Origin of the sequence: Methylobacterium oryzihabitans (genome assembly GCF_004004555.2) — a bacterium.
GTDB classification, from domain to species: Bacteria; Pseudomonadota; Alphaproteobacteria; order Rhizobiales; family Beijerinckiaceae; genus Methylobacterium; species Methylobacterium oryzihabitans.
In genome coordinates, this window is the sequence record NZ_SACP01000004.1 from 157,933 (window position 1) to 183,212 (window position 25,280).

At 70.3% G+C, this 25,280-nt stretch carries 26 protein-coding genes; 6 read left to right on the plus strand and 20 right to left on the minus strand.

Annotated features, from left to right (window positions below):
* Nucleotides 1–86: 86 nt before the first annotated feature.
* The 3 genes from EOE48_RS06255 to EOE48_RS06265 form a co-directional block, all read right to left on the minus strand.
* A complete protein-coding gene (locus tag EOE48_RS06255; RefSeq protein ID WP_127727926.1) occupies nt 87–317 on the minus strand; it encodes a hypothetical protein in 231 nt (76 codons plus the stop codon).
* A 516-nt stretch (nt 318–833) separates the two neighbouring features.
* Entirely contained in the window at nt 834–1,316 is a 483-nt protein-coding gene (locus EOE48_RS06260; protein WP_127727927.1) for a Ros/MucR family transcriptional regulator, read from the minus strand.
* A gap of 229 nt (nt 1,317–1,545) precedes the next feature.
* Nucleotides 1,546–2,124: a DUF2147 domain-containing protein gene (locus EOE48_RS06265; protein ID WP_127727928.1), complete on the minus strand. Its 579-nt coding sequence runs from the start codon at nt 2,122–2,124 to the stop codon at nt 1,546–1,548.
* Nucleotides 2,125–2,781: 657 nt separating this feature from the next.
* Here EOE48_RS06265 and EOE48_RS06275 point away from each other — a divergent pair.
* The 4 genes from EOE48_RS06275 (at nt 2,782) to EOE48_RS06290 (ending at nt 5,732) form a co-directional block, all read left to right on the plus strand.
* Nucleotides 2,782–4,611, plus strand: coding sequence for a cation:proton antiporter domain-containing protein (locus EOE48_RS06275; protein WP_127727929.1), 1,830 nt, complete (start codon nt 2,782–2,784; stop codon nt 4,609–4,611).
* A 110-nt stretch (nt 4,612–4,721) separates the two neighbouring features.
* The gene (locus tag EOE48_RS06280) at nt 4,722–4,946 is read left to right on the plus strand and encodes a hypothetical protein (protein ID WP_425463628.1); all 225 of its coding nucleotides are present in this window, start codon (nt 4,722–4,724) and stop codon (nt 4,944–4,946) included.
* A 51-nt stretch (nt 4,947–4,997) separates the two neighbouring features.
* On the plus strand, nt 4,998–5,204 hold the full coding sequence (locus EOE48_RS06285; RefSeq protein WP_127727931.1) for a hypothetical protein: 207 nt from the start codon (nt 4,998–5,000) through the stop codon (nt 5,202–5,204).
* A gap of 222 nt (nt 5,205–5,426) precedes the next feature.
* A complete protein-coding gene (locus EOE48_RS06290; protein WP_246154013.1) occupies nt 5,427–5,732 on the plus strand; it encodes a hypothetical protein in 306 nt (101 codons plus the stop codon).
* Between the two features lie 131 nt (nt 5,733–5,863).
* Here the strand turns inward: EOE48_RS06290 and EOE48_RS06295 are convergent, their stop codons facing one another.
* Together EOE48_RS06295 and EOE48_RS06300 are read right to left on the minus strand one after the other, a co-directional pair.
* Nucleotides 5,864–6,097, minus strand: coding sequence for a hypothetical protein (locus tag EOE48_RS06295; RefSeq protein WP_127727932.1), 234 nt, complete (start codon nt 6,095–6,097; stop codon nt 5,864–5,866).
* Nucleotides 6,098–6,231: 134 nt separating this feature from the next.
* Nucleotides 6,232–6,552, minus strand: coding sequence for a hypothetical protein (locus EOE48_RS06300; RefSeq protein ID WP_127727933.1), 321 nt, complete (start codon nt 6,550–6,552; stop codon nt 6,232–6,234).
* A 221-nt stretch (nt 6,553–6,773) separates the two neighbouring features.
* Here EOE48_RS06300 and EOE48_RS06305 point away from each other — a divergent pair, with 221 nt between their 5' ends.
* The gene (locus tag EOE48_RS06305) at nt 6,774–7,661 is read left to right on the plus strand and encodes a glycosyltransferase family A protein (protein WP_127727934.1); all 888 of its coding nucleotides are present in this window, start codon (nt 6,774–6,776) and stop codon (nt 7,659–7,661) included.
* 3 nt (nt 7,662–7,664) lie between these two features.
* On the opposite strand, the gene EOE48_RS06310 is transcribed toward EOE48_RS06305, so the two are convergent.
* Nucleotides 7,665–8,915 carry a molybdopterin molybdotransferase MoeA gene (locus tag EOE48_RS06310; protein WP_127727935.1) on the minus strand — a complete coding sequence of 417 codons (1,251 nt, stop codon included), beginning with the start codon at nt 8,913–8,915 and terminating at the stop codon, nt 7,665–7,667.
* A 232-nt stretch (nt 8,916–9,147) separates the two neighbouring features.
* On the opposite strand from EOE48_RS06310, the gene EOE48_RS06315 reads away from it, so the two are divergent.
* Nucleotides 9,148–9,360 carry a hypothetical protein gene (locus EOE48_RS06315; protein WP_127727936.1) on the plus strand — a complete coding sequence of 71 codons (213 nt, stop codon included), beginning with the start codon at nt 9,148–9,150 and terminating at the stop codon, nt 9,358–9,360.
* Between the two features lie 229 nt (nt 9,361–9,589).
* Here the strand turns inward: EOE48_RS06315 and EOE48_RS06320 are convergent, their stop codons facing one another.
* The 14 genes from EOE48_RS06320 to nuoH all read right to left on the minus strand — a co-directional run bounded on the left by EOE48_RS06320 (nt 9,590) and on the right by nuoH (nt 25,278).
* Nucleotides 9,590–10,291, minus strand: a complete 702-nt coding sequence (locus EOE48_RS06320; RefSeq protein ID WP_127727937.1) for an ABC transporter ATP-binding protein — start codon at nt 10,289–10,291, stop codon at nt 9,590–9,592.
* A 129-nt stretch (nt 10,292–10,420) separates the two neighbouring features.
* Complete coding sequence (locus EOE48_RS06325) at nt 10,421–11,707, minus strand: lipoprotein-releasing ABC transporter permease subunit (protein WP_127727938.1); 1,287 nt, start codon at nt 11,705–11,707, stop codon at nt 10,421–10,423.
* A gap of 7 nt (nt 11,708–11,714) precedes the next feature.
* Complete coding sequence (gene proS, locus EOE48_RS06330; protein WP_127727939.1) at nt 11,715–13,046, minus strand: proline--tRNA ligase; 1,332 nt, start codon at nt 13,044–13,046, stop codon at nt 11,715–11,717.
* A gap of 471 nt (nt 13,047–13,517) precedes the next feature.
* Complete coding sequence (locus EOE48_RS06335; RefSeq protein ID WP_127727940.1) at nt 13,518–13,850, minus strand: DUF1467 family protein; 333 nt, start codon at nt 13,848–13,850, stop codon at nt 13,518–13,520.
* Between the two features lies 1 nt (nt 13,851).
* Nucleotides 13,852–14,256 (minus strand): methylmalonyl-CoA epimerase, encoded by a 405-nt coding sequence (mce, locus tag EOE48_RS06340; protein ID WP_127727941.1) that lies wholly within the window; start codon nt 14,254–14,256, stop codon nt 13,852–13,854.
* A 352-nt stretch (nt 14,257–14,608) separates the two neighbouring features.
* A complete protein-coding gene (locus EOE48_RS06345) occupies nt 14,609–16,282 on the minus strand; it encodes a ribonuclease J (RefSeq protein WP_127727942.1) in 1,674 nt (557 codons plus the stop codon).
* Nucleotides 16,283–16,510: 228 nt separating this feature from the next.
* The gene (locus tag EOE48_RS06350; protein WP_127727943.1) at nt 16,511–17,308 is read right to left on the minus strand and encodes a biotin--[acetyl-CoA-carboxylase] ligase; all 798 of its coding nucleotides are present in this window, start codon (nt 17,306–17,308) and stop codon (nt 16,511–16,513) included.
* A 7-nt stretch (nt 17,309–17,315) separates the two neighbouring features.
* On the minus strand, nt 17,316–18,761 hold the full coding sequence (nuoN, locus tag EOE48_RS06355) for an NADH-quinone oxidoreductase subunit NuoN (RefSeq protein WP_127727944.1): 1,446 nt from the start codon (nt 18,759–18,761) through the stop codon (nt 17,316–17,318).
* Nucleotides 18,762–18,775: 14 nt separating this feature from the next.
* On the minus strand, nt 18,776–20,296 hold the full coding sequence (locus EOE48_RS06360) for an NADH-quinone oxidoreductase subunit M (RefSeq protein WP_127727945.1): 1,521 nt from the start codon (nt 20,294–20,296) through the stop codon (nt 18,776–18,778).
* A 22-nt stretch (nt 20,297–20,318) separates the two neighbouring features.
* Complete coding sequence (gene nuoL, locus EOE48_RS06365) at nt 20,319–22,451, minus strand: NADH-quinone oxidoreductase subunit L (RefSeq protein WP_127727946.1); 2,133 nt, start codon at nt 22,449–22,451, stop codon at nt 20,319–20,321.
* An 88-nt stretch (nt 22,452–22,539) separates the two neighbouring features.
* On the minus strand, nt 22,540–22,845 hold the full coding sequence (gene nuoK, locus EOE48_RS06370; RefSeq protein WP_048425446.1) for an NADH-quinone oxidoreductase subunit NuoK: 306 nt from the start codon (nt 22,843–22,845) through the stop codon (nt 22,540–22,542).
* Between the two features lie 120 nt (nt 22,846–22,965).
* Nucleotides 22,966–23,586, minus strand: coding sequence for an NADH-quinone oxidoreductase subunit J (locus EOE48_RS06375; RefSeq protein WP_127727947.1), 621 nt, complete (start codon nt 23,584–23,586; stop codon nt 22,966–22,968).
* Between the two features lie 151 nt (nt 23,587–23,737).
* Nucleotides 23,738–24,226: an NADH-quinone oxidoreductase subunit NuoI gene (gene nuoI / locus EOE48_RS06380; protein ID WP_127727948.1), complete on the minus strand. Its 489-nt coding sequence runs from the start codon at nt 24,224–24,226 to the stop codon at nt 23,738–23,740.
* A 29-nt stretch (nt 24,227–24,255) separates the two neighbouring features.
* On the minus strand, nt 24,256–25,278 hold the full coding sequence (gene nuoH / locus EOE48_RS06385) for an NADH-quinone oxidoreductase subunit NuoH (RefSeq protein ID WP_127727949.1): 1,023 nt from the start codon (nt 25,276–25,278) through the stop codon (nt 24,256–24,258).
* Between the last annotated feature and the right edge of the window lie 2 nt (nt 25,279–25,280).

Sequence of the window (25,280 nt, forward strand, 5' to 3'; positions counted from 1 at the left end):
TCTTCAGACGTGAACAGTCCTGTTATGTCCGATTCCGAGAAAACTCGGCCCGCGCACGACCCGGGCGCTGGTCGATCCCGGACATCTCACGGTGCCAGCATCGCGCGGGCATACTCGATGGTCTTCCGCCGCATGTCGGCCCCGGGATCGTCGACATCCTTGAGCTGGGCCGCACAGCGCTCGACCCGTTCGCGCAGGTCGTCCCGGCAGCCGGGATTCCTGTCGCCCAGTTCGAGGATGATCGAGTGCAGGACGAAGTCGAGGGCGTTCACCCGGGCCGTAAGCTCGGCGACGACCGCGAATTCCTCATCCGTCATGGCAGGCTCCTCCCCGTGCAGGCTACCATGAGACGCTTTCCGCAGCGACATCCCGCCGATCTCGACGGCCCGCAGCATCAGCGCCGGATCGCCGGGTCCGCGCGTGGAAGAACGGCCGGACGCGCACGCGCCTGCTGCGCGGGAGCCTCGGGGACGAGGGTCGCACCGGGGCCGCCGGCCTCGCCGGGCGCGACCAGCCGGCGCATGCGGCCGGCGGTGGCGGCCTCATACGATTTTCGATTGATCGCTTCGCGATGCGAAAATCGGCTTCGCTCAGACGCCGCGCGAGCTTCGATACGATTTCCGATCGATCGCTTCGCGATGCGAAAATCGGCTTCGCTCAGGTGTGTGGAGCCTTCGGCTCCACCGCGCGGGCTGATGATACGAGGGAAGGACCGTGCGAAAGCCGCTCCACCCGGTTTGCCGGGGAGCGAGGCCGTCCTCCCGCTCGATGGCCGGCCGGCGGCCGGGAAGCGGAGGGGTGTCCGGAGCCGAGCGGCTCCGGACGGACGGGGTTCAGGCCTCGGCCCGGGCCTTGCCGCGGCGCGCCGGCTTGGCGGGCTCGGGGGCGGGCGCAGGAGCCACCGCCCGGTTGCGGCGGATCTGCCCGAGGCCGAGGCTCTTGGCGAGCTCGGAGCGCTGGGCGGCGTAACTCGCCGCGACCATCGGGTAGTCGTGCGGCAGGCCCCACTTCTGGCGGTACTGGTCGGGGGTGAGGCCGCGACCGGCGAGGTGGCGCTTGAGCGACTTGTACGGCTTGCCGTCCTCGAGGCTGATGATGTGGTCCGGCGTCACCGTCCTGCGGATCGGGACCGGCGGCGTCGGCTTCTCGGGCTCGGGAGCCGGAGGGGACGCAAGCTTCTCCAGCGAGCCGTGGACCGAAGCGATCAGGGCTCCGAGATCGCCGATCGGGATGGAATTCCTCGACACGTAGGCTGCCACGATCCCCGCGGACAGATCGATCAAACCCGCATTCGTGCCGTCGTCGGAGGTGCTCATCGTCCCGCCCTGCTGCAAAACTGTTTTGCATGCTGAGGGAAAGCCCGAATATGTCAATATTGTTTCAAGTCTTCCGTAGACCCGCCGTGTCAAAATGGTTGCGCCGAGGCAACACCACTGCCACTTACAGGTTGTCGATCAGACATCGTGGTTGCAATGCCGGCGCGCGACGGCGGCTGCGATGCCCGGCGGCCGGGGAGCGCCCGCCGGGTCGGCTCCGGACCGGGGATCAGGGCCTGGGCGCGTCGCGTGCCGCGGCGGGCGGCTTCGCCGGCGCCGCCGGGGCGGTCTTCGGGGCCCATTCCGGGTCGGCCGACGGCCCACCGGGGCCGTTGGTCGGGCCGGTGAGCTGGCCGGGCAGGACGTCGGTCACCCGGGTCCAGGTCTGCGAGCCGCACAGGAAGCCGAGCAGGCAGCCGCGCACGTTGAGCGCGTTCGGCTCCTCGATCCAGATCGACACGTCGTAGTTCTTGCCGTCCTCCGAGTTGTAGATCTGGCCCTCGTGACGGTCCTCGGCATTGGGCCTGAGCCCCATGATGAGCTGATGGCCGAGGGAGGGCCGCGTGCGCTTCTTGGGGTCGGTGTTGCGGAAGTCGACCCGCGGCTGGCCCTTGTCGTCGTTGGGGGTCTTCAGCCAGACCACGTAGCCGCAGACGCGGTCGGCCCGGCCGGGGCACTTCTCGATGCGGATCCGGGCGCGGCCGTCCTCGGTGAGCCAGACGCCGCCCGGGTCGCGGGGCGCGGCCTGCGCGGCCACCGGCAGGAGCGAGCCGAATGCGGCGAGGCCTGCGGCCAGGAATCTGTTCATCAACTCTCCCTCCGGTGACGGGGTCCCGTCTCGAACCTCCGGCGCCCGCTGATGCCGCATCCGGGCGCGCGACGCCAGACGAACCGGCCGGGCCGCGGGGACACGCTGCCTCATGGCGGGATGTCACATGGTGGATCCTCCCACCGGCGAGCTAGAGCGCATCCGCCGGAGCGGCAACCGGGTCGCCCGGTCCCGGATCGCGGTCGCGGATCGACGAAGCGCAGGGCAGGTCGGATGATGTCGGCGGAGATCCTGGTGATGACCTCCGGCGTGCTCGGCGCGGTGGTCATCCTGATGGCGGCTCGCCCGGCCGCTTGGCGACCGGCTCCCTGGCGACCGGCTCCCTGGCGACCGGCTCCCTGGCGACCGGCTCCCTGGCGGCCCGGCCGTCCGGGCCCCGCGCGGGCGCTCCTGCCCCGCTCCCGGCCCTGGTCCTGACGCCGACCGGGCCGCGCGATCGTCCGCGCAAATCGTCCGGTCAGGTGCGGTGAGGCACCGCGGACCCGTCCGACATCTGCTAGGGTCGCGACTCGCGTCGGTCGCGTGAAGCTCTCGTCATCGTATCCGTGCACCAGGACGGCGTTCGTGGATTGACGTGATGGGCGCGCTGCCGCGCGCCGCGCCGTCCCATTCGCGCCCCTGGAGGTCATCGACACCGTGCCGCACGCTTCCGAGCTGATCGCCATCATCGCCCTGGGCCTCGTCTTCGCGTTCATCGGCGGGATGCTGGCGCAACGCCTGCGGCTGCCGCCGCTCGTCGGCTACCTCGTCGCCGGCATCGCGGTCGGTCCCTACACGCCCGGATTCGTCGGCAACGGTGAATTGGCCTCGCAGCTCGCGGAGGTCGGCGTGATCCTGCTGATGTTCGGCGTCGGCCTGCATTTCTCCATCGGCGACCTGATGGCGGTGCGCAGCATCGCCCTGCCGGGGGCGGTGGTGCAGATCGTCGTCGCGACGCTGATGGGCGTCGGCCTCAGCTTCGCCTGGGGCTGGGGCCTCGGGGCCGGCCTGGTCTTCGGCCTCGCCCTCTCGGTCGCCTCGACGGTGGTGCTGCTGCGGGCGCTCGAGGAGCGCGGCCTGCTCGATTCCGACAAGGGCCGCATCGCCGTCGGCTGGCTCATCGTCGAGGATCTGGCGATGGTGCTGACGCTCGTGCTGCTGCCGGCCCTGGCCGGGCCGCTCGGCGGCGAGAGCGCCGGGCTCGCCCATGCCGCCGGCGGCGGCTCGCTCTGGCTCACCCTTGGGCTCACCGTCGCCAAGGTCGCGGCCTTCGCCGCCCTGATGCTGATCGGCGGGCGCCGGGTGGTGCCGTGGCTCCTCGACCAGGCCGCCCGGACCGGCTCGCGCGAGCTGTTCACCCTCGCGGTGCTCGCCCTCGCCCTCGGCATCGCCTACGGCTCGGCCGAGCTGTTCGGAGTCTCGTTCGCGCTCGGTGCCTTCTTCGCCGGGATGGTGCTGGCCGAATCCGACCTCAGCCATCAGGCCGCGGCGGATTCGCTGCCGCTCCAGGACGCCTTCGCGGTCCTGTTCTTCGTCTCGGTCGGCATGCTGTTCGATCCCGGCATCCTGGTCCGGGCGCCCCTCTCGGTCCTGGCGGTCCTCGGCGTCATCCTGGTCGGCAAGTCGATCGCCGCGGTCGCGATCGTGCTGGCCTTCCGGCACCCGCTCGGGACGGCGCTCACCATCGCGGCGAGCCTCGCCCAGATCGGCGAGTTCTCGTTCATCCTGGTCGGGCTCGGCATCGGCCTCAAGCTGCTGCCCGAGCAGGGCCGCGACCTCATCCTCGCCGGCTCGCTGCTGTCGATCACCCTGAACCCGCTGTTCTTCGCCGGCGTCGAGCGGCTGATCGGCGCCATGGCGCGGCGTCCCTCCCTCGCCGCCCGCTTCGAGCGGCGCGGCGCCGGCGCCGTCCCGATCCTGGCCGAGGGCGCGTCCCGGCCTCGCGGTCACGCGGTGGTCGTCGGCTACGGCCGGGTCGGCAGCAGCATCGGCAAGGCGCTCGAAGCCTGGGACCTGCCCTTCGTGGTGGTCGAGCGCGACCGTCGCCGGGTCGAGGAGCTGCGCGCGGCCGGGCTCACCGCGGTGTTCGGCGATGCCGGCGCCCCCGGCATCCTCGACGCGGCCGGCATCGCGGCGGCGCGGCTCCTCGTGGTGGCGAGCCCGGACGCGCATCAGGCCCGCCGCCTCATCGCCATCGCCCGGGAGGCCAATTCCGGCATCGACACGGTGATCCGCACCCACAGCGACCTCGAGCGCCGGCACCTGGAGCAGGACGGCGTCGGGCTGGTGCTGATGGCCGAGCGGGAGCTCGGCTTCGGGATGGCGCTCTACGCCCTGCGCAGCCTGGGCCTCAGCGAGGGCGAGGCGCGGCTGTTCATCGACACCACCCGGGCCGAGAGCCGGACGGCGCCGGTCGAGGAGGCCGAGCCGGAGCAGGGCGCCCCGGAGCTGCGCCCCCACCGCGAGGAAGTGCCGTCGCAGACCTGAGACGAGGAGGGCCGGATGACGGAACCGCAATGGTGCGGACAGGAATCCGTCACCGCGGCCGCGCCATCATCGTCCCCGCTGATTCTGCGGAGGCGAGACCGATGTCACCGATGGAGCGTCCAGCCGAACTCGTGATCTGGCGCGGCGGGAGCGGTCCCGCCCCGGCCGGAGCCCGGATCTACCCGACGCTGCGCGAGGCGCTCGCGGCGGCCCGCGACCTGACCGCCGACCCCGACGCCCTGCCGTGGATCGTCACCGAGGACGGCGACATCCTCAGCCCGCACTGGATCGACCGCAACCGGCCTCCCGGCCGCCGGCCGTGCCGCCCGGTGTGACGCGCTGTTGATTTCGCTTTCCGTCGGAGGCGCCAAATCCTACACTTCGGCATGCCCGAGCCGCGCCAGTCACCCACCTTCCGGACCGGACGAACCGCGAAGGTCGTCTATGGCTATCGGATCGCCAGGACGCGGCCGCCCCGCCCGGGCAACGACAACCGGCGGCTGCGCCGGGCGCCGATCCCGTTCGTCGTCGTGATGTGGCTCGGCCTGCTCGCGGCCATCGCGACCCTGCTCTGGCAGGCCAGCCATCCCTGACCCGCCGACCCGCGGAACCTTCCCGGCCCGATCGCGCGTTGTCGATGCAATCATCATCCACGCGATCAGGAGGAGCGGCGATGTTTCGAGGTCTGATCTTCAAGCTGGCGCATTCGCTCGCATCGAGGACGAGCCGCGACGGCGCGTGGTCGATCCACGCGAAACCGTAGTCGGCGGGCGAGCCGCCGCGGACCGGCACCCGGGAGGACCCTCGTGGAACCGATGAAGCCCATGGAACCGATGAAACCCATGGAGCCGATGAAGCCCATGGAACCGATGGAGTCGGCCCCGGCATGGTGGCCGGAGGATCTCGGCTCACCGTCGTCGAGCGGCTCCCAGAACGGGCTACGCTATGCGTTCTTCCCGGAGAAGCGACGGCTTCTCGTCGAACGGAACGGGCGCCGCGAGAGCTACGACAGCGCCGATCACCGCATCACCGGGATCGCGCAGGACGGAAACGGCGCGGAGCCGCGCTTCGCCGGGCCGGACGGCCCCGTCGCGCTGTCGTCCCTGTCGCGGATCGACTGAGCGACGGGGCCGCGCCGGTCCGGTCGCGAAAAACCCGGCCGACGGGATGTCGGCCGGGTTTGAACATGAAGAAAATCAGGCGCCGCGCGGGCGTCGAGACGGTTTTCGGAACGGATCGTCCGAAAGTCGTATCAGTGGGCGCGGTAACGGTGATGACGGGTCTTCGGCGCGTAGGCGCGGTGACGCTTCATCGGGCGCACGGCCATCGGCGCGGGGGTCGGCTCGCCCATCCGGCGCTCCATGCCGCCGAGCGGACCACCCGCCTGCGAGCCGGAACGGTTGTAGGGCGAGCCGCCCTGGGCGAAGGCCGGGGCGGCCAGCACGGTCACGGCGGTGGCCAGGAGAGCAGCGCTGAGCAGTTTCATGGGTCGTCCCTCTTTCGCTCTGGTCGGGCCCGGGGCGGGCCGTTCCTAGAAGACGCGGAGACGCGCGGAAGGTTTCGTGGAACCGCAGCCGTTGCGTGTGGAAAAGCACGCAGCAGTCGAGTGCGCCGGTCGCTCTACGGCCGGCGGGCCGGCTTGACGGTCCCGATCGGCGCGCTGCTGAGCAGCGCCGCGAGTCGCTCGGAATCGAGACCGGTCTCCGGCTTCGCCTCGGCCTTGGCCCGGGCGGGCTTGGCCGCCGGCTTCGCCGGCACGGCCGCCACCGGCGCGATCGCCCCCGTGGCGGCCGGTTCGTCGACCGCGACGGCGGCCACGGGCGCCTGTCGCGCCTGAGCCGGGTCGGGCGCGTAGTCGAGCCGGGCCGCCGAGACGGTGCAGACGGCGACGAGGCCGAACGACGAAAGGGCGCCGATGGCAAGGTTGAGACGAAGGGACACGCCGATACCCCGGGATGACAACCGTTCGTCAGGCTTAACCGAAAGATCTTAATGATCCGGGCGCGCCGACGCACGCCGGTCCATGGGACCAGCGGGTCGGGACTGGCCGCCGTCTCAGGCACTTGGCAGGGAGCCCCGGCGGAGCCGCCCCCTCGTCTTAAGGCGACATTAACCCTGATCCGAGATTGTCGCGCCGTATCCCATCGGAGCGGATCGCCGCGATGCTCACCACCTCCCTCGTCATCGCGTCGCGCAACCGCGCCGACCGCCTGCGCCAGTTCCTGGCCCGGCTCCCCGTCGCCTCGCTGCTCGCGCACGGCACCGACATCGCCCTGGTCGACGGCGCCTCCTCCGACGACACCGCCGCGGTGATGCGCGACTTCGCCGCCGCCGCCCCGTTTCCGGTCGCCTACGTGACCGCCAACCAGCCCGGCCTCGCCCATGCCCAGAGGCTCGGCGTCGAACTGGCCCGCGGCGAATTGCTGATCTTCACCGACGACGACTGCGTCCTCGACCCGACCTACCTGTCCGAGCTGATCGACCGCTTCGACCCGAACCAGTTCCAGTACGGCACCGGCGAGATCCTGCCCGCCGATCCCGACGCCGATCCCCGGATCGCCAACACCCAATGGTGGACCTACGACGACCTGACCCTGATTCCGGCCAACACCGTCGTCGAGCCGGGCTGGATCCAGAACGCCAACATGTTCTTCCTGCGCGAGGTGCTGAAGGCGGTGGGCGGCCCGGTCCAGGTCGGGAGCGAGGCCAATAGCAGCCTGCTGACGCCGCAGCTCGCCTCGCAGCGCGGCTATGTCGGGGCGATCATGCCCGGCCCGAAGGTCTACCACGACCACGGCCGCCGCCGGGACAGCGCCGAGGCGGAGGCGACGGTCGATCGCTACGCCCGCTCCCGCGGCAGCTATTTCGGCCGCCTCCTGGCCGACCGCCAGCTCAATCCGTTCGTGCTCTGGCACCGCAACCTGCGGCTCTCCCTCCCCTGGCCCGACCTGCGCCGCCTGTCGATGGAACTGCGCGCCGCCGCCGACGAGATCGACCGGCAGTTGGACGAGCGCGGGACGGCCGCCGGGGCCCGGCGCAACGCCGGCTGAGCCTCACCACAGCAGGGCGTGGGGGTAGACCGCGACCGGATCGCCCTCGCGGACGGCGCTCGCCGCCTCCGGCAGGTCGGCGAGGCCGTCGCTGCCGGCGAGCGCCGCGAGGGCGCCGCTCCCGGAGGACGGCCCGAGAACGGCCTCGACGGCGCCGTCGCCGGCCCGGCGCAGGCCGACCCGCAGGTATTCCCGCCGCCCGGCGCGCTTGTCGTGGCAGAACGCCGCCCGGACCATCTGGGGCGGCGGCGGACGGTAGTCCTCGCCGGCGAGCCGCGCGAGCAGCGGCCGCACCACGACGAGCAGCGTGACGTAGGCCGCGACGGGATTGCCGGGCAGCCCGACGAAGGCGGCCTCGCCGATCCCTCCGACCGCCAGCGGCCGCCCCGGCTTGATCGCGACCCGCCACAGCGTCAGCCGGCCGGTCGCCGCGACCGCCGCCTTGACGTGGTCCTCCTCCCCCACCGAGACGCCGCCGGAGGTGAGCACCACGTCATGGTCTCGCGCGGCCGCCCGCAGGCGCCCGGGCAGCGCGGCCGGGTCGTCGCGCAGGATGCCGAGGTCGCTCACCGCGGCGCCGAGCCGGCGCAGCAGCGCGGCGAGGAGCACGCGGTTCGAATCCGCGATGGCGCCCGGGCCGAGCGGCGTGCCGGGCTCCCTGAGCTCGTCGCCGGTCGAGAACAGCGCGACGCGCAGGCGCCGGCGCACGACGAGGCTGCCATGCCCCGCCGCGGCGGCCAGCGCCAGATCCGCGGGACCGAGGCGCCGTCCGGCCGGGATCACCACCGCCCCCGCCGGCAGATCCTCGCCGGCACGCCGCCGGTTGGCACCCGGCACGAGGCCCGGCGGCACCGTGACGAATCCGTCGCCGGGACGCGCATCCTCCTGCATCACCACCGCGTCGGCGCCGGCGGGAATCGGCGCGCCGGTGAAGATGCGGCAGGCGGTTCCCGGCGCCAGCACGGCCGGCGCGGTCCCCGCGGGAAGGCGGCCGGCGACCGGCAGCCGCGTCGGGCCGTCCGGCGCGAGATCGCGGGTGCGCAGCGCGTAGCCGTCGACGGCGGAATTGTCGAACGGCGGCAGGGCGTGGGCGGCGATCACGTCGGCCGCGGCGACGCGCCCGTCGCCCTGCGCGAGGGGCACGGTCTCGGGGCCGGCCACCACCGGCACCTGCCCGGCGATCAGCGCGGCCGCCGCCTCGACGGAGAGCACCGCGTCCGGGGCGGTGAAACAGTCGTCGGCGAGCCGCGTCATCAGCCCCGCCCCGGCGCGGACGGCCGCAGCCGCACGGCGCAGCCCCCGCGGAGCGCGGGCGGAGTGTCGAGGCGAGGCGGACGATCCTGCATGCGCGACCCGGAACGACGGCAGCCCGGCATGCGGCATCCCCGGGGCCGGATCAAGTGCGGCGATCCCCGATGTGCGGCGGAGCACCGGGGCCTCCCGCGAGACTGGCTAGGCTGCGGGGCAGTTCACAAGGAAGCACTCCATGGCAGCCGGAGCGACCCTCGTCCGGTACGACACCCGCCGCGACCGGCACGGTTGGACGGTCTACGACCTGCGCTCGGGCCAGACCGCGATTCTCGACGACGTGCTCCAGGTCGGCCTCGACCGCGCCGCCGCCGACCGGCTGGCGGATGCGCTTAGCGCCTCGGGCGCCGGGGACGACCGGCCGAAGGCGTCGGCGCCGCGGGACGCTTGAATGGAAACCGGCTACAAGCTATTGATCTCACGGTATATTTTTGGAGCGCGGGATCCCCTCTCCCACCCGGGAGAGGGAGACCTGCGCTACTCCGAAAGTCGCCTTCGACGGGTGCAAACGACCGCCACCCGGTCTCTTCTGCGAGGGACGGCGACGCCGGCTTCCACATCAAGGAGCGATCCCGCAGGGGGCGCCAGAAGCCATCGATCGGAACCCGTATGAAACGTCCTCAGGGCAGTTGCACGATCAGCCCGTCCTGGATCGTCACCCGGCGGTCCATGCGGGCGGCGAGGTCGAGGTTGTGGGTGGCGATCAGCGCGGCGACGCCGGAGGCCCGCACCAGCGAGACCAGGATCCCGAACACCCGCCCCGCGGTCTGCGGATCGAGGTTGCCGGTCGGCTCGTCGGCGAGCAGCAGGCGCGGGCCGTTGGCGACCGCCCGCGCGATGGCGACGCGCTGCTGCTCGCCGCCCGACAGCTCCGCCGGCCGATGCGACAGCCGGTCCTTGAGACCCAGGAAGGTGAGCAGCTCGGCGGCGCGGGAGCGGGCCTCGCCCGCCGGCAGGCCGCGGATGCGCTGGGGCAGCACCACGTTCTCCAGCGCCGAGAATTCCGGCAGCAGGTGGTGCGACTGGTAGACGAAGCCCATTTCCTCGCGGCGGATGCGGGTGCGGGCGGCGTCGTCCATCCGGGCGCTCGGCTGGCCGCCGACATAGACCTCGCCGCCGTCCGGGCGCTCCAGCAGTCCCGCGACGTGGAGCAGGGTCGACTTGCCGGTGCCCGAGGGCGCCACCAGGGCGACGATCTCGCCGGGCCAGATCGCGAGGTCGGCGCCGCGCAGGATCTCGAGGCTGCCCTCGCCCTGCGGGTAGCGCCGCTCGACGCGCGACAGGAACAAAGCCGGGACCGGCTGGTGCGGGGAGGCGTCCATCGGGCCGTCAGCCGCGGGGGGCGAGGGCGGCCGGCGCGCGGCGGGGAGACGAATCGGGAGTGCGGAGGGGCATCGGGAACTCGAACTCGGGCGCGGCCGGCCGCCTGCAACCGGCGCGCGCGTCAGCCATCAGCCGTAGCGCAGAGCCTGGACCGGGTCGAGCCGCGCCGCGCGCCAGGACGGGTAGAGCGTCGCGAGCAGCGACAGCACCATCGACATCGCGACGACCGCCACGACCTCGCTGGCATTGGTCTCCGACGGGATCTCCGACAGGAACCGCACGGTCGGATCCCAGGCGCCGGGAAACAGCGTGCGCTGGATCGCCGTCAGGTTGGACGAGAACACCAGCCCGAGGACGAAGCCTGCGAGCGTCCCGACGATGCCGATCGACGCTCCGGTGATGAGGAAGACCCGCATGATCGCCCCGCGGGTCGCCCCCATGGTGCGCAGGATCGCGATGTCGCTCGACTTGTCCTTCACCAGCATGATGAGGCCCGACACGATGTTGAGCGCCGCCACCAGCACGATCAGGGTCAGGATGATGAACATCACGTTGCGCTCGACTTCGAGCGCCGAGAAGAAGGTGCGGTTGCGCTGGCGCCAGTCGGTGAGCAGGACCGGCCGCTCGGCGGCGAGTTCGAGGGCGGCGCGGACCTCGCCGACCTGGTCGGCGTCGTCGAGGAAGACCTCGATCACCGAGACGTCGTTGTCGCGGTTGAAGAACGCCTGCGCCTCCGACAGCGGCATGTAGACGAAGGTGGCGTCGAACTCCGACATGCCGACCTCGAACACCGCCGCGACCGGGTAGCCCTTGATCCGCGGCGCGGTGCCGAACGGGGTCGTGGCGCCCTTCGGGGTGGCAAGGGTAAGGGTGTCGCCGGCCTGCAGCCCGAGCGAGTCGGCGAGCCGCCGGCCGATGGCGACCCCGCCGCCGGAATCGAAGGTGTCGAGGGAGCCGCCCCGGATGTTGCCGGCGACCGAGGGGATGTGGCGCAGGTCCTCGGCGCGCACGCCGCGCACGAGCACGCCCGAGCCGTTGTAGGGCGAGGACGCGAAGGCCTGCCCCTCGACCATCGGCAGGGCCAGGGTGACGCCCGCGACCTTGCCGAGGCGCTCCGACAGGTCGGCGAAGTCGGTCAGCGGCCGGTCGATCGGCGCCACGAAGATGTGGCCGTTGATGCCGACGATCTTCGACAGCAGCTCCTTGCGAAAGCCGTTCATCACCGACAGCACGATGATGAGCGTCGCGACCCCGAGCATGATGCCGAGGAACGAGAACAGCGCGATGACCGAGACGAAGCCCTCCTTGCGCCGGGTGCGCAGGTAGCGCCCGGCGATGCTCCACTCGTAGGGCGCGAAGGGCAGCGTGCCGGACCGGCCGGGCCGCAGCGCCCGGTTCAGGGCTCCGATGGCCATGCCGACCTCAGGTGCGGCCCTGGCGCAGGCGGGCGAGCAGCTCCGCCGGGGCCAGGGTCTCGCGCGCACCGGTGGCGCGGCGCTTCAGCTCGACCTTGCCCTCGGCGAGGCCCTTGGGGCCGACCACGACCTGCCAGGGCAGGCCGATGAGGTCGGCGGTGGCGAACTTGGCGCCCGGGCGCTCGTCCCGGTCGTCGTACAGCACCGAGAGGCCGGCCTCCTCCAGCTCGGCCTGGATCGACGCGCAGGCGGCGTCGGTGGCGCCGTCGCCGGCCTTGAGGTTGAGCAGGCCGACGTCGAACGGCGCGACCGAATCGGGCCACACGATGCCGGCCTCGTCGTGGCTCGCCTCGATGATCGCCGCGACGAGGCGGCTCGGCCCGATGCCGTAGGAGCCCATGTGGACCGGGCGCTCGACGCCGTCCGGCCCGCTGACCTTGGCGCCCATCGGCTCGGAGTACTTGGTGCCGAAATAGAAGATGTGGCCGACCTCGATGCCGCGGGCGGCCATCCGGGCCGGCTCCGGCACCTCCGCGAAGGCGGCGGCGTCGTGCATCTCGGAGGTGGCGGCGTAGCGCGAGGTCCAGTGGTCGACGGTGGCCTGGAGCCCGGCGACGTCGTCGAAATCGGTGGTCGCGGGCGGGATCTCGAAGTCGAGGAAGGCCTGGTCGCAGAACACCTCGCTCTCGCCGGTCTGGGCCAGGATGATGAACTCGTGGCTGAGGTCGCCGCCGATCGGCCCGGTCTCGGCCCGCATCGGGATCGCCTTGAGGCCGAGCCGCGCGAAGGTGCGCAGGTAGGCGACGAACATCCTGTTGTAGGAGTGCCGCGCCCCGGCCTGATCGAGGTCGAAGGAATAGGCGTCCTTCATCAGGAACTCGCGCGAGCGCATCACGCCGAAGCGCGGCCGGACCTCGTCGCGGAACTTCCACTGGATGTGGTAGAGGTTCTTCGGCAGGTCCTTGTACGAGCGCACCGCCGAGCGGAAGATCCCGGTGACCATCTCCTCGTTGGTCGGCCCGAACAGCATGTCGCGCTCGTGGCGGTCGCGCAGGCGCAGCATCTCCTTGCCGTAGGCGTCGTAACGACCGGATTCGCGCCACAGGTCGGCCGACTGGATCGTCGGCATCAGGATCTCGATGGCGCCGCTGCGCTCCTGCTCGGCGCGGATCACCGCGTTGACCCGGTTGAGCACCCGCAGGCCGAGCGGCAGCCACGCATAGATGCCGGCCGATTCCTGCCGGATCATGCCGGCCCGCAGCATCAGGCGGTGGGAGACGATCTCGGCTTCCTTGGGCGTCTCGCGCAGGATGGGCAGGAAGTAGCGGCTGAGACGCATGAATCGACCCTGACAGGTGGGGAGCGGACGGTCGGCCCGGACGAGGAAACGCGCGAGGCCGGACGAGGGCTATAGCCCATACCGGTGGGCCGCGCATCGTCCGTGCGCGGCACGACCGTGGCCGCGCCGGCGGGCGGCCTGCATGCTTTGCAGGCCTGCCTCCAGAACAGGCGGAGAGAAGCTCCGCTCCGTCATGCAAAAAAACGCAATTTGGTTCTCCGGGGGTGGTGACACCGCGAATTCTTCTTCCTATAACCGGCCTCGCGCTTGCGGAGGCGACGATGGAACGGCGCCGCGCACGGGCCCGAGTCTTGGGAGGATAAGCCAACCGAGCAGCCGGGAACGGCACAAGACTCACACAACAGTTGGCGATAACATTCAGACGTTCTCAAGCAAGGCTTACGAGCCTTGCTTTTTTATTGGTCGCGACGCTGCGGCAAGCGGTCGGAACCGTGGCTGTACCAGGTCGGATCAGAGGCCGGCGAGCGGAAAGGCCGCGATCGCGGCGAGGAACACCGCGTCGGACACCAGCGTGGTCCACACCGCCTTGCGGCGCATCCGCGGCTGCGAGGGCGCGCCGGGATCCTGCCCCGGCACGAGGGGCTGGCCGTCGTCGGGACCGCGGAACGGTAGCACCGCGAACAGCAGCGTCCACCACACGACGAAGTACAGCGCCACCGCCCCGAACGCCGTGAGCCGGAAACCGAGCACCGCCACCGCGAAGGCGGGCAGCGCCAGGGCCACACAGGCGAGGAGCGTGCGCGGGATCGACGCGGTGGCGAGGTCGAGGAGGCGGCGCAGCACGTCAGACCTGCTCCAGCTCGACCAGCGTGCCGAGGAAGTCCTTCGGGTGCAGGAACAGCACCGGCTTGCCGTGGGCGCCGATCTTCGGCTCGCCGCTGCCGAGGATGCGCGCCCCCTGCGCCACGAGCCGGTCGCGGGCCGCCAGGATGTCGTCGACCTCGTAGCAGACGTGATGGATGCCGCCGCCCGGGTTGCGCTCCAGGAAGGCGGTGATCGGCGACCCCTCGCCGAGGGGTTCGAGCAGTTCGATCTTGCTGTTGGGCAGCTCGACGAAGATCACCGTCACCCCGTGCTCGGGCTGCGGCAGCGGCGGCGACAGCGTCGCGCCGAGCGTGTCGCGGTAGATCCTCGCCCCCGCGTCGAGATCCTTCACCGCGATGGCGACGTGGTTCAACCGTCCGATCATGGGGGTGCTCCGGTGGTGGGTGGGGTGATCGAGGTGACTGGGTCCGCGTCGGAAGGATACGTCAGGCGCCGCTGGGACACTCTCCCTCCTCCGAGGCAGGACTGTCCGGGTACAGAATTGGCGCATCTCCCCTCTCCCGAGTGGGAGAGGGGCCGGGGGTGAGGGTGGCTCGGGGTCAGACTAAAGCGTCAACGGTCGAGCTGTGCGGCTCGACGCTTGGTGCTTGATCCTGAACCGTCTCCACCCTCACCCCTACCCCTCTCGGGAGAGGGGATCCCGCGCCTGATTTTTGAATGGATCTTCCCTGGGTACCTCGCCCCCGCCGAGGGGGGAGGGTTCGGAGTCGGGTCCCCTACACCTCGACCACGAGGACGTGGCAGGCCGGCTTCTTGCCCCAGACCTCGTTGACGGCGGAGCGGATCGCCCGGTCGACGGCGTTCTCGACCGCTTCCGAATCGCGCCGCTTCTGCCGCGACAGGTTGTTGATCGTCCGCTCCACGGTGTCGCCGACGACGTCGATGACGAGCTCGCCCTTGCGGCCGTAGGTCGGCAGGCCCATCAGGTCGATCGACGGCTCGCCCTTGACGTCGCCGTTGCGATCGAGCGCGATCGCCACCGAGACGACGCCGGTGAAGGCGAGCTTGCGCCGCTCCGGCAGTGCGCGGTCGTTGGCGCCGACGAGGACGTTGCCGTCCTTGTAGAGCCGGCCGCTGCGGACATGGGTCACGATCTCGGGCTCGCCGGGAGCGAGGCGGATCAGCGTGCCGTTGCGGGCCTTGACCACCTTCTCCACGCCCTGCTTGCGGGCGAAGGTCGCGTGCTCGGCGAGGTGGAGCGCCTCGCCGTGGACCGGGATCGCGACCTGCGGCCGGGTCCAGCGGTACATCGCCGCCATCTCGTCGCGCCGGGGATGGCCCGAGACGTGGACGAGCTCGGTGCGGTCGGTGACGACCTCGATGCCGGCCTCGATCAGGTCGTTGATGATCGCGCCGATCGCCCGCTCGTTGCCGGGAATCGCCCGCGACGAGAAGATCACCCGGTCGCCGGCGGTGAGGGAGACCTCCGGATGCTCGTCGCGGGAGATGCGGGCGAGCGCCGCCCGCGCCTCGCCCTGCGAGCCGGTGAGCAGCGCCACGACCTTCTCGCGCGGCAGGTGGCCGTAGGCCTCGGCCGGTCGGAAGTCCGGCAGGTTGTCGAGGTAGCCGCACTCGCGGGCGACGTCGATCACCCGGTCCATCGCGCGCCCGACGGCGATCACCTCGCGCCCGCACGACAACGCCGCGTCGGCGACCGCCCGCATCCGGGCGACGTTGGAGGCGAAGGTGGTGACGGCGACCCGGTGGGGGGCGCTGCGGATCAGCTCGGCGAGATGCGCCGCGACCTCGGTCTCGCTCGGCGAGCGGCCCTCGCGGGTGACGTTGGTCGAATCGCAGACCAGCGCCAGCACGCCCTCCTCGCCGAGCCGGACGAACGCCTCCTCGGAGGTGACGTTGCCGGCCACCGGCCCGTCGTCGAGCTTCCAGTCGCCGGTATGCAGCACCAGCCCGAGCGGGGTGCGGATGGCGAGCGCGTTCGCCTCCGGGATCGAGTGCGCGACCGGCACGTACTCGACCTCGAACGGGCCGAAGGTCGTGCGCACGCCCGGGCGGATCTCGCGCAGATCGATCTTCGGCGCGCCGGGCTCGCCGAGGCGGCGGGTCTCGATCAGGTTCTTGGTGAACTTCGTGGCGTAGACCGGGACCTTCAGCTTCGGCCACAGCTCGCTCAGCGCGCCGATATGGTCCTCGTGCCCGTGGGTGATGAGGATCCCCAGGAGGTCGTTGCGGATCTCCTCGGCGAAGCTGATGTCCGGAAACATCAGGTCGACGCCCGGCATGTGCTCCTCGCTGGCGAAGCCCATGCCGCAATCGACCATGATCCACTTCCGCCGCTTGGTCGGCCCGAAGCCGTACAGCGCCATGTTCATCCCGATCTCGCCCACGCCGCCGAGCGGCACGAAGACGAGTTCATCCTCACGCGTCGTCATTCACCAACACCTCGCGGACCGCCGTCGCGATCCTTTCCCGATAGGACGGTCCGTCTGCCGCCACGGTCGCGGCACCGTCATGGTTCCTGCCGGCCGCGCATGCGGCCTCGCGGCGGTGGTGCCGGGCACCTCCGCCGCGTCTGAAATCCGGGTCCCGCCGTCGTCGCCGTCCCGGCGCCGTTCCGGCTCCTCGTCCAGGCCCGCCGCCGAGCGGCGGGAACGATACCGTCACGCCGCCGGGGCGGGCGGCGCGAAAAACACCTCGCCGGCCGAGATCAGGCTGCGCTCGCCGGAGGCGAGGCGCAGGACCATGCGGCCGCCGGCGTCGATGGTCTCGAAAACCCCGTCGCGCCGTTCCGTTCCATAGCGCACCGAGACGGCGGTGCCGAGCCCGACCGCCCGGGCGAGCCAGCGCTCCCGCGTGACGGCAAAGCCGCGGCCGAGATCCCAGGCGGCGAGTTCCGCCAGCCACGACCCGCTGAGGAGCGAGAACAGGCCGCCGGCATCGGCCGGGCAGCCGCAGCCGGCGAGCGAGGTGGCGCGGTAGGGAAGATCGGGCGGGACCGCCGCGACGTTGACGCCGAACCCGACCACCACGGCGCGCCCGGCGGGCACCGTCTCGGTCTCGAGCAGGATTCCCGAGACCTTGGCGCCGTCGACCAGGACGTCGTTCGGCCATTTGAGGCGGAAGGGGGACGGCGTGCCGTCCGGCGACGGCCCGCGGGCGCGGTCGCAGGCACCGGCGAGGGCGAGGCCGGCGACGAAGCCGAGGGTCGCGACGTGCTCGGGCGCCACGTCCGGCGGCGCCGTCCAGAGCAGGCTCGCCGCGAGGTTGCCGGCGGGCGAAGTCCACACCTTGCCGCGCCGCCCGCGTCCGCCGGTCTGGTCGCGGGTGACCACCCAGAGCGGCCCGGCCTCGCCCGCCCGGGCGAGCGCCATCGCGTGCGTGCTCGTGGAGCCGAGGCTCGGGTGCAGGTCCAGACGGTATCCCGCGGCACGCGCCGCGGGATCGAGCACGAACGTCATGCCGGTCCTAGAAGAGAGACCGGGCGGCGACGCCGGCCGCGCCGACGAGGGGCGCCGGGACGAGCCAGAACAGCACCACGACGACGCTCGACAGGCCGAGCACGATGCGCAGGCCCGGCGCCATCGGCTCGTAGCCGCCCTGCGGCTCGTCGAAGTACATCACCTTGACGAGGCGCAGGTAGTAGTAGGCGCCGACCACGCTGGTCACCACGCCGATCACCGCGAGGGTGAACAGGCCCGCCTTGATGGCGGCGGCGAAGACGTAGAACTTGGCGAAGAACCCGGCGAGCGGCGGGATGCCGGCGAGCGAGAACATCATCATCGCGAGCAGGAACGCGATCCACGGATGGGTGCGCGACAGGCCCGACAGGTCGTCGATGGTCTCGAACATCTGGCGGCCGCGGCGCAGCGACAGGATCACCGCGAAGGCGCCGAGCGTCATGGCGAGGTAGATCGCCATGTAGATCACCACGCCGCGAACCCCCTCCTCGGTGCCGGCGGCGAGCCCGATCAGCGCGTAGCCGACATTGCCGATCGAGGAATAGGCCATCAGGCGCTTGAGGTTGCGCTGGCCGATCGCGGCGAACGAGCCGAGCGCCATCGAGGCGATCGAGACGAACACGATGATCTGCTGCCACTGGTCGGTCACCGCCGGGAAGGCACCGACGAAGACCCGCACCGCCATCGCCATCGCGGCCATCTTGGGGGCCGAGGCGAAGAAGGCGGTGACCGGGGTCGGCGCGCCCTCGTAGACGTCCGGCGTCCACATGTGGAACGGCACCGCGGCGAGCTTGAAGGCGACGCCGGCCGACACGAACACGATGCCGAGGATCACGCCGAGGCCCGAGGTCTCGCGCAGGGCCGTGACGATGCCGGGGAACGACACGCTGCCGGTGAAGCCGTAGATCAGCGACGCGCCGTAGAGCAGCATGCCCGAGGACAGCGCGCCGAGGACGAAGTACTTCAGGCCGGCCTCGGTCGAGCGCACGTTGTCGCGGTGGAACGACGCGATGACGTAGGCCGCGAGGCTCTGCAGTTCCAGGCCCATGTAGAGCGCGATGAGATCGTTGGCCGAGACCATGATCAGCATCCCGATCGTCGAGAGCAGGATCAGGATCGGGTACTCGAACCGGGCGATGCGCTCGCGCTCGAACAGGTCGCGGGCGAGCAGGAGCGCCGCGGCCGAGCCGAGCAGGACCAGGGACTTCATCACCCGGGCGAAGCCGTCGACGATGAAGGCCCCGTTGAGCGTCGTGACCTTGGCCCCGAGCGGCTGGCTCACCACCGCGAACAGGGCGAGGATCAGCACGATCAGCGTGCCGACGGTGACGCCTTCGGTGGACTTTTCCCCCTTGAAGGCGCCGTACAGGATCAGGACCAGGGCGCCGACCGCGAGGATCAGCTCCGGCAGGGCCGGCCCGAGGGCGGGCAGGACGACTTGGGCGGCGTTCATGGAACCCTCGGGGCTCAATGCGGGACCGGCAGAGCCGCGGCAGCGGTCTGGGTCGAGGACAGGGCGGCGCGCATCCCCTGCATCAGCGCCTCGGTCGAGGGCGCGAACACGTCGAGGATCGGGCTCGGATGGAAGCCGTAATAGATCGTCAGGAAGACGAGCGGCGCGAGGATGATCATCTCGCGGCGGTCGAGGTCGGCGATGCCCTGGAGGTTCGGCTTCTCGAGCTTGCCGTAGACCACCCGGGCGAACAGCCACAGGGCGTAGGCCGCCGACAGGATGATGCCGAAGACCGAGAAGAACGACACCATCGGGTTGGCCCGGAAGGCGCCGATCATCGCCAGGAACTCGCCGACGAAGCCCGAGGTGCCCGGCAGGCCGACATTGGCCATGGTGAACACCATCATCGCCACCGCGTAGAGCGGCATGCGGTTGACGAGGCCGCCATAGGCCGAGATCTCGCGGGTGTGCATCCGGTCGTAGACGACGCCGACGCAGAGGAACAGCGCGCCCGACACGATGCCGTGCGAGATCATCAGGAACAGGGCGCCCTGGATGCCCTGCTCGGTCATCGTGAACAGCCCGAGGGTCACGAAGCCCATATGCGCCACCGACGAGTAGGCGATGAGCTTCTTGATGTCCGACTGCACCAGCGCGACCAGCGAGGTGTAGATGATCGCCACCACCGACAGCGAGTAGACCAGCGGCGCAAAGTAGTGCGAGGCGTCCGGCAGCATCGGCAGCGAGACGCGGATGAAGCCGTAGCCGCCCATCTTGAGCAGGATGCCGGCCAGGATCACCGAGCCCGCGGTCGGCGCCTCGACGTGGGCGTCGGGGAGCCAGGTATGGACCGGCCACATCGGCATCTTCACCGCGAACGAGGCGAAGAAGGCGAGCCACAGCCACGTCTGCATGTGCGCCGGGAAGCGGGTCTGCAGCAGGGTTGGGATGTCGGTGGTGCCGGCCTGCCAGTACATCGCCATGATGGCGAGCAGCATCAGCACCGAGCCAAGCAGGGTGTAGAGGAAGAACTTGAACGAGGCGTAGATCCGGCGCTTGCCGCCCCAGATGCCGATGATGAGGAACATCGGGATCAGGCCGGCCTCGAAGAACAGGTAGAACAGCACGAGATCCAGGGCGCAGAACACGCCGATCATCGTGGTTTCGAGAACCAGGAACGCGACGAAGTACTCCTTCACCCGGTGCTCGATCGAGAGCCACGAGGCGCCGATGCAGAACGGCATCAGGAAGGTGGTGAGCAGGACGAGCGGCATCGAGAAGCCGTCGACGCCGAGCTTGAACCGGATCGTCTCCGTCAGCCAGGCGTGGTTCTCGACGAGCTGGAACGCCGCCGTCGCGGTGTCGTAGCGCGCCCAGGCGACGAGGGAGAGCAGGAAGGTGGCGAGCGTCGCGATCAGCGCCGCCCAGCGGGCGTTGCGCCGCACCGAGGCCTCGTCGCCGCGCAGGGTGAGGATGAAGCCGGCGCCGACGAGCGGCAGCAGCAGGAGGCCGGAGAGAATCCCGAAACCGAACATGGGAACAGCGATCTCCGGTCGATCAGTGGGCCACGGCCGAGACGGCCGGCGATCCGGTGAACAGGTACCAGCTCACCAGCAGGGCGACGCCGATCAGCATCACGAAGGCGTAGTGGTAGACGTAGCCGGTCTGGAGCCGGACGGCGCCGCGGGTCACGTCGAGGACGCGGGCGGCGATGCCGTTCGGGCCCATCCCGTCGATGATCCGACCGTCGCCGACCTTCCACAGGAACTCGCCGAAGCCCTTGGCCGGGCGGACGAAGATCCGGTCGTAGATCTCGTCGAAGTACCACTTGTTGAGCAGGAAGCGGTACAGCAGGGGCTGGCTCCCGGCGAGCCGGTGCGGCAGCGACGGGCTGCGGATGTACATCCAGTAGGCGACGAGAAAACCGAGCACCAGCATCACGAAGGGCGAGTTCTGCACCCAGCCCGGCGCGTTGTGGATGTCGTGCATGATGTGGTTGTTCGGGCCGTGCGCCAGCGCGCCCTTCCAGAACTCGTCCATGCCCTCGCCGATGAAGCGATTCTTGAACACCATGCCGGCAAACAGCGCGCCGACCGCGAGGATCGCCAGCGGGATCGTCATCACCCGCGGGCTCTCGTGCGGGGTGTGCGGCGCGTGGTCGTGGTGCTCGTGCGAGGCGTGCAAGGCGGCCTCGACGTCGTGGCCCTTGTCGTCGTGGGCGACGCCCTCGTGGTGGCCCCGCGCGCCATCGGCCTGGGCAGCCCCCGCAGTGGCGTGAGCGTCCGCGTGGTGGTCGTCATGGCCGTGGGCATCATGACCGTGGGCGCCGTGCGCCGCCCAGCGCTTCTGGCCCTCGAAGGTCATGAAGAACAGGCGCCACGAGTAGAACGAGGTGAAGAACGCCGCGATCACGGTGGCGAGGAACGCCAGGGTGTGCCCGGGCCGGGTCGAGACGTAGGCCGCCTCGATGATCGCGTCCTTCGAGTAGTAGCCGGCGGTGAACGGGAAGCCGATCAGCGCGAGCGTCCCGATCGCCATCATGGCGGTGGTGAACGGGATGTAGCGGCGCAGCGCCCCCATGTTCCGCATATCCTGCTCGTGGTGCATCGCGTGGATGACCGAGCCGGCGCCGAGGAACAGCAGCGCCTTGAAGAAGGCGTGGGTGAACAGGTGGAACACGCCCGCCGCATAGGCGCCGACGCCGAGCGCGACGAACATGTAGCCGAGCTGCGAGCAGGTCGAGTAGGCGATGACCCGCTTGATGTCGTTCTGCACGAGGCCGATCGTGGCGGCGAAGAAGGCGGTGATGCCGCCGATCACCGTGACGACGATCAGGGCGTTCGGCGCCGCCTCGAACAGCGGCGACAGGCGCGCGACCATGAACACGCCGGCGGTGACCATGGTGGCGGCGTGGATCAGCGCCGAGACCGGGGTCGGGCCCTCCATCGCGTCGGGCAGCCAGGTGTGCAGCAGGAACTGCGCCGACTTGCCCATCGCGCCCATGAACAGCAGCAGGCAGCACAGGGTGAGCGCGTGCCACTCGGTGCCGAGGAAGTGGAACTGGGCGTTCGAGAGTTCGGCGACCTTCGGGAAGATGCCGTCGAAGGCGACCGAGCCGGTCAGGACGAAGACCAGGAAGATGCCGAGGGAGAAGCCGAAATCGCCGACGCGGTTGACGATGAACGCCTTCATGGCGGCGGCGTTGGCCGAGGGCTTCTCGTACCAGAACCCGATCAGCAGGTAGGAGGCGAGGCCGACGCCCTCCCAGCCGAAGAACATCTGCACGAGGTTGTCGGACGTCACGAGCATCAGCATCGCGAACGTGAACAGCGACAGGTACGAGAAGAACCGCGGCCGGTGCGGATCCTCGTGCATGTAGCCGGTCGAGTACAGGTGGACGAGGCACGAGACCGAGTTGACGACCACCAGCATCACGACCGTGAGGGTATCGGCCCGGAACGCCCAGTCGACCGCGAGGTCGCCGACCGTGAACCAGTTCGCGACCAGATGCCGGGTGGCGCCGTGGCCGTGGCCGCCGGTCACCTCGAAGAACGCGACCCAGGACAGCAAGGCCGCGAAGGCGACGAGCGAGGTCGTGACGAACTCGCTCGCCTTCGCGCCGATGCGGCGGCCGAACAGCCCGGCGATGAGCGAGCCGATGAGGGGCAGGAAGACGATCGCGTGGTACATGCTCGGTCCGGCCTCGCTTCGCGGCTCCCGGGGGGCCGCTACGGGTCGTGAAGGTTTCGGGGAAGGATCCTGGGGCCGTCGCCGGCCGTCAGCCCTTCATCATGTTGACGTCCTCGACGGCGATCGAGCCGCGGTTGCGGAAGAACACCACCAGGATCGCGAGGCCGATCGCGGCCTCCGCCGCCGCCACCGTCAGGACGAACAGGGCGAAGACCTGCCCGACGATGTCGCCGAGATGGGTCGAGAACGCCACGAGGTTGATGTTGACCGCGAGCAGGATCAGCTCGACCGACATCAGGATGACGATGATGTTCTTGCGGTTGATGAAGATGCCGAGCACCCCGAGGGTGAACAGGATCGCCGCAACGGTGAGGTAGTGGCTCAGACCGATCATCGTGCCTCCGGCCGCGCTCGGCCGCCCGTGTTCTCGCTCGCCGCCTCCCCGCCCGGGAGGCCGCGCATTCTTGCCGTCGCCCGTCCTCCCGCCCGGGTCCTCCCGCGCGGGGCCGGACGCTCAGACCTCGACGCCCTGGCGGGAGGGCACCTGCCGCACCTCGACCGCCATCGCCTGGGTGCGGGCGTTCTGGACCGAGATGTCCTGGCGCTTGACGCCGGGCCGCTCGCGCAGGGTGAGCACGATCGCGCCGATCATCGCCACCAGCAGGATCAGGCCGGCGACCTGGAACAGGAAGAAGTAGTTGGTGTAGAGCACCAGCCCCAGAGCCTGGGTGTTGGTGACGGTCTCGCCGCCGGGCGCGTTGGCCAGCGGCCCGTGGACGAGGCCGGGATCGATCGCCCAGGAGCCGACCACGAGGAGCAGCTCGACCAGGAACACCGCGCCGATCAGCCCGCCCACCGGCAGGTAGTCCTGGAAGCCCTGGCGCAGCTCGGCGAAGTCGACGTCGAGCATCATCACGACGAACAGGAACAGCACCGCGACCGCGCCGACATAGACGACGATCAGGATCATCGCCAGGAACTCGGCGCCCATCAGCATGAACAGGCCGGCGGCGTTCACGAAGGCGAGGATCAGGAACAGGACCGAGGTGACCGGGTTACGGGAGGCGATCACCATGAAGCCCGAGGCGACGGTGATCGCCGAAAAGAGATAGAAGAAGGCGGCGGCTGCGGTCATGCGCTCGTCTCGTGCCGCCTCGCGGCGGCCTCCTGCCCGACCCCGGACGACCCGGCGGCCCGTCTATAGATCCGCCCCCCGCAGCGCACAACCGATGCGGGGAACAATGGCGTGGCGTCGATGCGATTCCGGCTCGGAACCGCCGTCCGCCCTAGCGGTAGGGCGCGTCGGCCGCGATGTTGCGGGCGATCTCGCGCTCCCAGCGGTCGCCGTTCGCGAGCAGCTTCTGCTTATCGTACAGCAGCTCCTCGCGGGTCTCGACCGAGAACTCGAAATTCGGCCCCTCGACGATGGCATCGACCGGGCAGGCCTCCTGGCACATGCCGCAATAGATGCACTTCACCATGTCGATGTCGTAGCGGGTCGTGCGGCGGGTGCCGTCGTTGCGGCGCGGGCCGGCCTCGATGGTGATGGCCTGGGCCGGGCAGATCGCCTCGCACAGCTTGCAGGCGATGCAGCGCTCCTCCCCGTTGGGGTAGCGCCGCAGGGCGTGCTCGCCGCGGAAGCGCGGGCCGCGATGGCCCATCTCGAAGGGGTAGTCGATCGTGGCCTTGGGCTTGAACAGGTACTTCATGGCGAGGCCGAAGCCCGACACGAACTCCTTGAGCAGCAGACCGCGGGCGATCTGATCGAGCTTCATGGCTCAATCTCTCCGGGTGAGAGCGGGGGTCAGGAGACCGGCGCGAGGCCGGTCAGCTTGAGAACGAGGGCGACGACGAACACCATGACGAGCGAGAGCGGCAGGAACACCTTCCAGCCCAGGCGCATCAGCTGGTCGTAGCGGTAGCGCGGCACCATGGCCTTCACCATGGCGATCATGAAGAACAGGAAGCTCGCCTTGAGCACGAACCAGATCAGGCCGGGCACCCAGGTGAAGGGCGCGAACGGGATCGGCGAGAGCCAGCCGCCGAGGAACAGCACCGTGCCGAGGGCGCACATGCCCATGATGGCGACGTACTCGCCGAGCATGAACAGCAGGTAGGGGGTCGAGGAATACTCGACCATGTGGCCGGCGACGAGCTCGGACTCGGCCTCGGGCAGGTCGAAGGGCGGGCGGTTCGTCTCGGCCAGCGCCGAGACGAAGAACACCACGAACATCGGAAACAGCCACAGCCAGTACCAGCCGAGGATGCCGATCGCGGTGTCCTGCGCCCGGACGATCTGCGACAGGTTGAGCGAACCGGCGCACATCAGCACCGTGATGATGACGAAGCCGAGCGACACCTCGTAGGACACCATCTGAGCCGCCGAGCGCAGGGCGCCGAGGAAGGCGTACTTGGAGTTCGAGGCCCAGCCGCCGATGATGACGCCGTACACGCCGAGCGACGAGATCGCGAAGATGTAGGTGATGCCGACGTTGATGTCGGCGATCGCCCAGCCGTCGGAGAGCGGGATCACCGCCCAGGACGACAGCGCGAGCGTCGCGAAGATGACCGGCGCCAGTAGGAACAGGGTCTTGTTGGCGCCGGCCGGGATCACCGGCTCCTTGAGCACGAACTTGAGCAGGTCGGCGAAGGACTGGAACAGGCCGAACGGCCCGACGACGTTCGGACCGCGGCGCAACTGCACCGCCGCCCAGATCTTGCGGTCGGCGAGCAGCGCGTAGGCGATGAAGACCAGGAGGGCGACCAGCAGGAGCACGCTCTTCAGCGCGATCAGGCCGACGGTCAGCAGGATGTCGAGGACGCTCATCG

Excerpts from the sequence above, each read along its gene's own strand:
- EOE48_RS06255 (WP_127727926.1), bottom strand. The coding sequence starts at position 317 with ATGACGGATGAGGAATTCGCGGTCGTCGCCGAGCTTACGGCCCGGGTG.
- EOE48_RS06260 (WP_127727927.1), bottom strand. The coding sequence starts at position 1,316 with ATGAGCACCTCCGACGACGGCACGAATGCGGGTTTGATCGATCTGTCC.
- EOE48_RS06265 (WP_127727928.1), bottom strand. The coding sequence starts at position 2,124 with ATGAACAGATTCCTGGCCGCAGGCCTCGCCGCATTCGGCTCGCTCCTG.
- EOE48_RS06280 (WP_425463628.1), top strand. The coding sequence starts at position 4,722 with ATGGAGCGTCCAGCCGAACTCGTGATCTGGCGCGGCGGGAGCGGTCCC.
- EOE48_RS06285 (WP_127727931.1), top strand. The coding sequence starts at position 4,998 with ATGCCCGAGCCGCGCCAGTCACCCACCTTCCGGACCGGACGAACCGCG.
- EOE48_RS06290 (WP_246154013.1), top strand. The coding sequence starts at position 5,427 with ATGAAGCCCATGGAACCGATGAAACCCATGGAGCCGATGAAGCCCATG.
- EOE48_RS06295 (WP_127727932.1), bottom strand. The coding sequence starts at position 6,097 with ATGAAACTGCTCAGCGCTGCTCTCCTGGCCACCGCCGTGACCGTGCTG.
- EOE48_RS06305 (WP_127727934.1), top strand. The coding sequence starts at position 6,774 with ATGCTCACCACCTCCCTCGTCATCGCGTCGCGCAACCGCGCCGACCGC.
- EOE48_RS06310 (WP_127727935.1), bottom strand. The coding sequence starts at position 8,915 with ATGACGCGGCTCGCCGACGACTGTTTCACCGCCCCGGACGCGGTGCTC.
- EOE48_RS06315 (WP_127727936.1), top strand. The coding sequence starts at position 9,148 with ATGGCAGCCGGAGCGACCCTCGTCCGGTACGACACCCGCCGCGACCGG.
- EOE48_RS06320 (WP_127727937.1), bottom strand. The coding sequence starts at position 10,291 with ATGGACGCCTCCCCGCACCAGCCGGTCCCGGCTTTGTTCCTGTCGCGC.
- EOE48_RS06325 (WP_127727938.1), bottom strand. The coding sequence starts at position 11,707 with ATGGCCATCGGAGCCCTGAACCGGGCGCTGCGGCCCGGCCGGTCCGGC.
- proS (WP_127727939.1), bottom strand. The coding sequence starts at position 13,046 with ATGCGTCTCAGCCGCTACTTCCTGCCCATCCTGCGCGAGACGCCCAAG.
- mce (WP_127727941.1), bottom strand. The coding sequence starts at position 14,256 with ATGATCGGACGGTTGAACCACGTCGCCATCGCGGTGAAGGATCTCGAC.
- EOE48_RS06345 (WP_127727942.1), bottom strand. The coding sequence starts at position 16,282 with ATGACGACGCGTGAGGATGAACTCGTCTTCGTGCCGCTCGGCGGCGTG.
- EOE48_RS06350 (WP_127727943.1), bottom strand. The coding sequence starts at position 17,308 with ATGACGTTCGTGCTCGATCCCGCGGCGCGTGCCGCGGGATACCGTCTG.
- nuoN (WP_127727944.1), bottom strand. The coding sequence starts at position 18,761 with ATGAACGCCGCCCAAGTCGTCCTGCCCGCCCTCGGGCCGGCCCTGCCG.
- EOE48_RS06360 (WP_127727945.1), bottom strand. The coding sequence starts at position 20,296 with ATGTTCGGTTTCGGGATTCTCTCCGGCCTCCTGCTGCTGCCGCTCGTC.
- nuoL (WP_127727946.1), bottom strand. The coding sequence starts at position 22,451 with ATGTACCACGCGATCGTCTTCCTGCCCCTCATCGGCTCGCTCATCGCC.
- nuoK (WP_048425446.1), bottom strand. The coding sequence starts at position 22,845 with ATGATCGGTCTGAGCCACTACCTCACCGTTGCGGCGATCCTGTTCACC.
- EOE48_RS06375 (WP_127727947.1), bottom strand. The coding sequence starts at position 23,586 with ATGACCGCAGCCGCCGCCTTCTTCTATCTCTTTTCGGCGATCACCGTC.
- nuoI (WP_127727948.1), bottom strand. The coding sequence starts at position 24,226 with ATGAAGCTCGATCAGATCGCCCGCGGTCTGCTGCTCAAGGAGTTCGTG.
- nuoH (WP_127727949.1), bottom strand. The coding sequence starts at position 25,278 with ATGAGCGTCCTCGACATCCTGCTGACCGTCGGCCTGATCGCGCTGAAG.